This is a genomic window from uncultured Paraglaciecola sp. (genome assembly GCF_913058035.1).
GTDB lineage: Bacteria > Pseudomonadota > Gammaproteobacteria > Enterobacterales > Alteromonadaceae > Paraglaciecola.
The window spans coordinates 1-8,797 of record NZ_CAJXPA010000174.1; the positions used below are offsets into that span (position 1 = coordinate 1).

The 8,797-nt window shown below is 39.8% G+C and carries 5 protein-coding genes; all 5 read left to right on the top strand.

What is annotated here, in order from left to right:
• Positions 1-266 precede the first annotated feature (266 nt).
• A complete protein-coding gene (locus QZ562_RS17335; protein WP_293762933.1) occupies positions 267-3,038 on the top strand; it encodes a TonB-dependent receptor in 2,772 nt (923 codons plus the stop codon).
• A gap of 163 nt (positions 3,039-3,201) precedes the next feature.
• Positions 3,202-4,731 (top strand): tryptophan halogenase family protein, encoded by a 1,530-nt coding sequence (locus QZ562_RS17340; RefSeq protein WP_293762936.1) that lies wholly within the window; start codon positions 3,202-3,204, stop codon positions 4,729-4,731.
• A 24-nt stretch (positions 4,732-4,755) separates the two neighbouring features.
• Positions 4,756-5,508 (top strand): SapC family protein, encoded by a 753-nt coding sequence (locus QZ562_RS17345; protein ID WP_293762939.1) that lies wholly within the window; start codon positions 4,756-4,758, stop codon positions 5,506-5,508.
• Positions 5,508-6,986 carry an SLC5 family protein gene (locus tag QZ562_RS17350; protein ID WP_293762942.1) on the top strand — a complete coding sequence of 493 codons (1,479 nt, stop codon included), beginning with the start codon at positions 5,508-5,510 and terminating at the stop codon, positions 6,984-6,986. The genes QZ562_RS17345 and QZ562_RS17350 overlap by 1 nt, the downstream gene beginning before the upstream one ends.
• A 14-nt stretch (positions 6,987-7,000) precedes the next feature.
• The gene (locus QZ562_RS17355) at positions 7,001-8,608 is read left to right on the top strand and encodes an FAD-dependent oxidoreductase (protein WP_293762945.1); all 1,608 of its coding nucleotides are present in this window, start codon (positions 7,001-7,003) and stop codon (positions 8,606-8,608) included.
• Positions 8,609-8,797: the final 189 nt, after the last annotated feature.

Genomic DNA, 8,797 nt, shown 5'->3' on the forward strand with positions numbered 1-8,797 from the left:
CTCTTCTATCTTATATAAGTGTAGTTTTATTGCTGTTAAGCTTGCCCCCGTATGGATTGATAAGATTAATCTTAGTTGCGAATAGAAATATGACGTAGAGCTTTGACTGTAAATATTAACAAGAATGCAAAGTGCTATCTTTGTATGTTGTGAATATGTTGATAATTTGTTTATTTTCGGTCTATTGATTACCCACTTTTTTAGGCAAAAATAAATAACTATCACATCCATAAATAATAATTAACTAGACAAACAGGACACATCACATGAAAAAAAACTATCTTTGGACGGCAGTAAAGGCCGCCCTAATAATACCTGCTGCAAGTTTGACAATATCTGCAGCTAATGCACAGACGGCTCCCACTCCCTTTGCAGATGACAGTATAGAAGTCATCGAAGTACGTGGTTTAATTAGTAGTCTTAAACGTTCATTTTCAGATAAAAAAGAAGCCCTTATTGTTTCTGACGGTATTTCAGCTGAAGATATAGGTAAATTTCCAGATCAAAACGTAGCTGAATCACTTCAACGTATTACTGGTGTGTCGATAGATCGCAGCGGTGGTGAAGGTCAATTAATCTCTGTACGTGGTTTTGGCCCACAGTTTAACTTAGTCACAGTTGACGGTCGCCAAATGGCATCAGAACGTGCTGGTCGCGAATTCAGTTTTGATACCCTTGCATCTGAGTTGATAGCAGGTGCAGATGTGTACAAAACATCTAATGCAGCGAATCAGGACGGTGGAATAGGTTCATATATCAACTTAAAAACAGCCAAGCCTTTTGATATGGACGGTTTCACCGCTGTGGGAAGTGTTAAAGGCACTTACGACAGTCTATCTGAAGAGACTGACCCTGCTTTTTCGGGTTTAGTAAGTAACACATTTAATGATGGTACTTTGGGTGTGTTGTTATCCCTATCCGTTCAAGAACGCCAAGCACAGATCAACCAAGCAGATACTCGTGGTTATTATCGAGTACCACGGATCGCTACAAATGATTTTGATGCCACTACAGGGACGGGTAAAGAAGCGTTTAATGTATGGGTGCCTCGAAATCTTGATTTAACTTCTAATTCAGAAGATCGAACACGTACTAGTGGCACATTGGTTGTACAATATGCACCTAGCGAAGATATTACACTGACGTTTGACGGTTTATATTCGAAGTTTGAAGTTGAGTCTCAAGTCAATAACTATGCTAACTGGTTTACTCCGGGCAATTTCCGTGATTTTGAAGTGGATGCGGCAACAGAAACAGTCAATTTTTGGTCACATAATGCCTTTAATGACCCAACTGGCGGTGGTTCTGGAGCAACTGACTTTGTTCAACAAGGTCTGGATCGTAATGTTGAAATTAAAGGTTTTGGATTTAACGCAGATTGGGAATTGAGTGAACAGTTTAATGTTAATATCGATATTTCTAACTCTTCTGCTGAAGATTTAAGTGGAGACCAAAGCCGTGTCTTTACGGTAATGGGTTATGCGAATGGATACACCTACGATTTCACTGGAGGTGGTGCTCTTCCAGCATTTTCATCAGATGGTATATCTGGGCCATTCACTGAATCTGATGCAAGTAAATTGCGTGCTCACTATGTAGAGCGAGGTGGTGATGAACGTGAAGATGAAATCACTGAAATGCGTGCAGATTTTACATACACGCCTAATAGCGAGACTTTTACCCAGTTAAAGTTTGGTCTTTATACACAAGATAGAACTAAGTCAGCAAAAGTATTTCAGTCTCCTAGTTTACCAAACTGCTTTTATTGCGGCTACGGTTTAGATGCACCAGATGAATTAGCACAGTTAATATCACCAAATGGCTGGTTTGATGGTATACCAGGTTCTTTCTTTGGATATGACGTAGATAAATATCTGTCATTTTTAGAATCAGACGCAGCTATCACAGCCCAGTCGGTTAATAGAGGTGAAGATCCAGCAACAAATATTGCTGCCTTTGCATCATTAAATGGTTACACACCTGTGGAACTCGGTACCAGTTTTGAAATCGATGAAGAGATCTTATCAGCCTATGCGGATTTTGTGTTTCAAGGTGATTTAGGTGATATGCCTTGGACCGTCAACGTTGGCTTTAGATACAGTGAAACCAAAACTACTGCTTCAGGTAATCAAGCGACTTTGTTAGATATCCAACAAAATCCTCTAGATGGTACAATTCTAGACCAGATATATCTTGAAGACGCGTCAGGACAGCGCTTATCGGTTCCTATTTCTATCAGCAACACATACACGAACTTGTTGCCTAGCCTGAACGTTAAGCTTGAAGTTGAAGAAGATATGTTACTGCGTTTTGGTTATTCTGAAACTCTTACTCGCCCAACCATGGCTAGTATGCGACCTGTTACTAACATTGGTTCAACTAGGCCTGACTTACTGTTAGCCAGTGGTGGTAATCCAAATTTAACGCCATTTTTGTCAACTAACTGGGATGTGTCTTACGAATGGTATTACGATGATGCTAGCGCAGTATCAATCGGTCTATTCAGTAAAGAAGTGGAGGGTTTTATTACTCAAGCTCCTTCTCCAGAAGAGTTTTCTTTAGCCAGTGGTAGTTATGAGTTTAGTGTTACTCGTCCACGTAACGGTGAGACTGCTCAAGTAGATGGATTGGAATTGGCCTGGACTCACACCTTGGAAAGTGGTTTTGGCATACAAATGAATGCCACTATAGTCAACAGTGCGAGTGATGGTACTACATTGGAAGGTTTAGGCGACTCTCAAAACGTGATTGGTTTCTATGAAAAAGACGCTTTCCAAGCGCGTATTGCTTTCAATAACCGTGAGGCTTTCTTACAAACCATTGCAAATGGTGATACAGGACAGCCAGAAAATGTTGCGACTTACGGTCAATGGGATGTGAGTGCTAGTTATGATATAAATGAGCATCTTACTGTTATATTTGAAGGTATTAACGTTACTGACGAATATGTTGAAAAATTCGGAGCGATTCCTGCTCATTTCACTGAGCAAGTGAGATCGGGTTCTCGTTACGCTGTTGGTGTAAGAGGCTCATTTTAATCATTGATTAGATTGTTAGTTTAATACATGAAAGGGGGTAACCCCTTTGATGTATTAATACCCAAGTTACTTGCAAAAGCACTTATTAAAAATATATCGTTAGGTGACTTGGATATTAATAGCACGCAATTAATTCTTAATATATTTACAAAGGTAGATACGCTTGTCTTCAGAAATTAAACGGATCATCGTCCTAGGTGGAGGAGCTGCTGGGTGGATTACTGCTGGTCTGCTAGCCAAAAAACATGCTGCTGGCGTGAAAGTGTCACTCATAGAGTCGCCAGATATTTCTACCGTAGGTGTCGGGGAAGGTACGTGGCCAACAATGCGTCAAACGCTGGCTAAGTTAGGCATATCTGAAACTACGTTTATTCAAAAGTGTAGTGCAACATTCAAACAAGCCAGTAAGTTTGTTAATTGGATTAATCCAAATGATGATGCGTATTATCATCCGTTTAGTGAACCACAAGGGTTTAACAAAGTAGACTTATCCCCTTATTGGCGTGAGGCAACTCAAGGAGAAGGCACATTTTCTCAGGCAGCTACTTTTCAACATTATTTATGTGAAAATGGTTTAGCACCAAAAACTATTGCTAATAAGCAGTACGAAGCAGTAGCTAATTATGGATACCATTTAGATGCTGGGAAATTCATTGAGTTATTGAGAGAACACTGCACTACAGAATTAAAGGTAGAGTTGTTTAGTGACACAGTTGAACATGTTTTGATGGCCGAAAATGGTAATATTGGGTCATTGGCAACCAAGAATAACGGTAACTTGAGCGCTGAGCTGTTCGTAGACTGTAGTGGCATGAGAAGCGAGTTATTAGGAAAAAGCCTAAACGTACCCTTTGTGCCATGTGATGATATCTTTTTTTCTGACACTGCCATTGCGACACAAGTTCCATATCCAGACATCGACACACCCATCTCGAGCTGTACCATATCTACCGCTCAGGATGCTGGATGGATATGGGATATAGGATTGCAGCACCGAAGAGGTGTGGGATATGTGTATTCTAGTCAGTTTTGTACCCAAGAGCAGGCTTACGACACCTTGTCTCAATATTTGGGCGATAAATACAAGATTGATAAAGTAAAGACCATTAAATTTACTCCAGGACATCGAGAACTTTTTTGGAAAAACAACTGTGTTGCAGTAGGACTATCTGCTGGATTTTTAGAGCCTTTAGAAGCGTCTGCTTTAATGTTGGTGGAAACTTCTGCCAATTTAATTGCCGAGCAATTACCCGCTAACACTGAACAGATGCAGATGGCAGCAAAAAGATTTAATGCCAGTATGTTAATGAAATGGCGAGGGGTGATTGACTTCCTGAAGTTACATTATGTATTGAGTAAAAGAGATACACCGTTTTGGGTGAAAAATCGTGAGCCAAGTTCAGTTCCCGACACATTAAAAGAATTATTAGAACTGTGGCGTTTTCGCTCGCCATCTGAGTATGATTTTACTGATAATATGGAAGCTTTTAGTGCCGCCAGTTATCAATATATTTTGTATGGCGCAGGTTTTAAGACTGATTTTTCTAGCAATGCTTATTTGTATGAAAAATCAGCATTAGCTACAAAACAAATTATGTTAAATCGCCAACGATTAGAGCAACTTAAGTTCTCGTTACCGCGTCACAGAGAACTATTAGAAAAAGTCAACCGAGTAGGCTTTTCAGCTATTTAATTTAAAGTAAGATTGAGAATATTGATGCCAAATTATGTTTTATTAGATGCCGTTAAACACCAAAAAAAGAGAATTCTTCCTCACACAAATTTTAATCATTCATCCCAACAACATCATGCATCGCTGACGATAAACGAGTTTGTTCAAGCAAGCACAAGTTTTCCTGTGGTATTTATGAAGGATCCTCAAGAAGGAAAATTACATGCCACTGCACTACTAGGTTTCATTGCGGGAAAAAATCTACACTTTACACAAAATGACTGGTTAGGTACTCATGTGCCGGCTTCAATATTACGAGCGCCTTTTGAACTGGGACCAGACTTGCAAAATGACAAAACCCTCGCTTTGTATGTTGACGAGGATAGTCAGTATCTTAGTGAAAGTGAAGGGCAAGCGTTGTTTGATGGTGAAAATCAAACTCAAAGTTTGTTGCAAGTTCAAAAAGTGTTTGCAGACTATTTTAGGGATGAAATTGAGACACAAAAATTCGTTGCTCAATTATTAAAATACAATTTGCTAACAGAGATTGAACTTGTGATTCAATATGAAAATAACAGCAGCATGAAGATCAAAGGTATTTATACCATTAATCAGTCTGAATTGCGGTTGCTCAGCGACGATTTAGTCATCGATTTTAATAAAAAAGACTACTTAACTGCTGTTCATGCAATGCTGGCCTCACTTGGACAGGTCAACCGACTCATCAAGTTACACAATGGTTCTGAAGAACAAAAAATAGCTGGTGTGCAAATGCGCATCGACTCAGGAGAAGAATAGTGTCTGGACAGAATATTCAAATCACAGTGTTTGTTGCGGTTACAGCACTGATTGCCTTGCTCACGTACATGCAATGTAGAGGCAAAGGTCGCATGCAGAATGCGACCGAGGGACAACAAAATAAGGAATTGTTTCTAGCTGGTGGTGGTTTGAAATGGTATTTCATAGCGGGTTCAATTACTTTGACCAATTTGAGCACAGACCAATTGGTTGGTACCAACGGCACGCAAATGGCGCTACTGGCATGGTGGGAATTTGCCGCGTTGTTAGGCCTGATAATCTTAGCCAAAGTGTTTTTGCCTCTTTATTACAAATATCAGTGCACTACAACCACAGAATTATTAGAAAAACGTTATCAAAACAAAAATATTCGAGCCGTGATTGGTGCGTTGTTTTTCTTGAGTAGTGCTTTGATATTTTGCCCTGCGGTCATTTATTCTGGCTCTTTGTTTATGATAACCATGTTTGACCTTGATATTCCTCTGATGTACGTCGCTGTTGCATTTGCAGTTCTTGGTGCGATGTATGCGATTTTTGGTGGTTTGCGCGCTGTAGCTGTATCAGACACCTATTCAGGGGTATTGTTATTAACAATGGCTATTGCCATTGTGTTTTTGGCACTTAATGCCATTGATTACGATTTTTCAGCTATTCCAGCGGACAGGCTCACCCTAATTGGTGATAACGAATCACCTATTCCTTGGCACACTTTGCTAACAGGTATGATATTTATTCAAATGTTTTACTGGGGGACTAATCAGGTTATCACGCAACGCGCTATGGCTGCGCCTTCTTTGAAAGAAGCGCAAAAAGGTGTATTTGCAGCGGTTGGAATACGTCTACTAATTGTACCTGCCATTGTGGTTATTCCAGGTATCGTTTCCTTTCAGTTATATGGCGACATTGGCGATGCTGCATATGGAAAAATAGTGGGTGATTTATTACCTACATGGTTATCAGGCATATTTGCTGCTGCGATGGCAGCAGCAGTATTATCAACATTTAACAGTAACTTGAACTCGGCTACTGCACTTTATGTCTGTGATCTTCACGAACCTTATGTTGGTCACCCCAAAAATGTGGCCAAGTTAAGTGCTTGGATCACGGCTTCGTTAACCGTCATAGCTTTGTTATTGGTGCCTGTTTATGCTCAAGCAGACAGCATCATTAATCTATTGCAACAGTTATGGGGTTTATTTAGCATGCCGATTTTATCAATATTTATAGTCGGTTTAGTGTTTAGAAACGTGCACGCTAATGCGGGTATCATTGCGGTCATATTTGGGGTGTTTTTGTATGGCGCACTGTCATTCGAGTTTTCACCTTTTCATGCTCCCTTTGGTTTGCACTATATCCACTTGATGTTTATTACTTTGATATCCTGTGTGAGTACAGCGCTGATAATTAATAAAGTGTTCTTCAGACAAAATGCTGAACTCGCATGGGGCAGCGACGACGGATTAATTCAAGAGTCGTAAATAATAGGAACAGTGTGAATAATCTTAGAAAAAGTAATATACAAAAATTGCCACAGAAAACCTTCGATGTGCTAATCATTGGAGGAGGTATTAATGGTGCAGTATCGGCGGCTGCTCTTGCGGCAAAAGGAGCTAAAGTAGCGTTGATTGATAAAGGTGACTTTGCTGGATTTACTAGTTCTAACTCGTCAAATTTGGCTTGGGGTGGTATCAAATATCTCGAAAGCCACGAGTATGGTTTGGTCAATAAACTGTGTAAAAGTCGTAATCATCTGATGCGCAGTTACCCGTCTACTGTTAAAGAAATTCGATTCTTTACCAGTATTCAAAAAGGTTTTCGTTTTCCGCCTCTGTTTGTTTTTATGGGCACCATTGTTTATTGGTTGATGGGACGTTTTTTTACACAAATGCCACATTATTTAACGGCTAACAAAATAAAGTCTCTTGAAAAAGTGGTTAAAGCTGACAACTTAAACGGTGGTTTTGAATACTCAGATGCGTTTTTGCACGATAACGATGCTCGTTTTGTGTTTAATTTCATTCGTTCAAGCATGAGTTATGGCTGTATTGCCGCTAATTATGTTCAAGCAAATGGCTCTGAAAAAATTGATGGTGAATGGAACACTAAAGCTAAAGACGTCATCAGTGGTGAAGAGTTCGAGATACGTTCAAAAATAATCATCAACTCAGCGGGTCCTTTTGTAGACCCAATGAATCAAGTGAATCATCAAACAACAGAGCATCATCACTTGTTTTCAAAAGGTGTTCATCTGATTGTTGATAAAATTACTAACAGTAATAAAGTCCTCACTTTTTTTGCCGATGATGGGCGATTGTTTTTTGTTATACCTATGGGCCCCAAGACATGTATTGGAACAACTGATACCCAGGTCGAAAATCCTCATGCAACAGTTACAGCTGAAGACAGGCAGTTTATTTTAGATAACGTGAATAAACTTTTAGACTTACCCAAGGATTTGACTCAAGCGGATATCATCGCAGAACGCTGTGGTGTGCGTCCTCTTGCCATAAAGGGTAAAGGTGGAGTAGCTGATTGGGTTCAATTGTCGCGCAAACATGCTGTAGACACCAATAAAGTCGACAAGTATCTATCAATTTTCGGTGGCAAACTTACAGATTGCATCAACGTGGGTGATGAGGTGGCTGGTTTGGTCAAAGAGTTGGGGGTTATGTTGCCATATGCTGATTTTAAATGGTATGGCGAACCTGACGACACTGTGCGTGATGAGTTTTTTCATCGTGCTAGACTGATGGACTTTGATGGACTCACCCCTGCTACGTCCTCTGAACCTCTTACCAAAAGGTTCTGGCGACGATACGGTCGTAATGCTATTAATATGTTGGAGAAAATCCGTGAAAACCCAGAGAAAGCAGAATTATTAATCGAAACTTCTGAGTACTTACGGGTCGAAGTCGAACATGCCGCAGAACGTGAAATGATCACCAAACTAGAGGACTTTTTACGTCGCCGCTCAAAAATATCTCTGGTTGTCAGGCAAGAAGATATTTTATCTGCACCGGGCTTGAAAGAAGCTTGTGAAATATTATTCGGTGATGAGGCGGATGCTAAGTTACAAGAATATATTGATACGCTGAGCTAATTTTAACGAGTGATTTATTGTTGCATAAGTGTGTCGTTTTCCATGCTAGATAGGTTATTAAAATCTTTAGTTAGCATTGGCTAGATGAGTTGTGTTTATGTTTTTTACAAGTAACCCAAATTTTTTTATGTTGCAGTTTTTAATTAAGATGACACCTAAGATGTCTGGCTATGTAAGCTGTCTCTATAC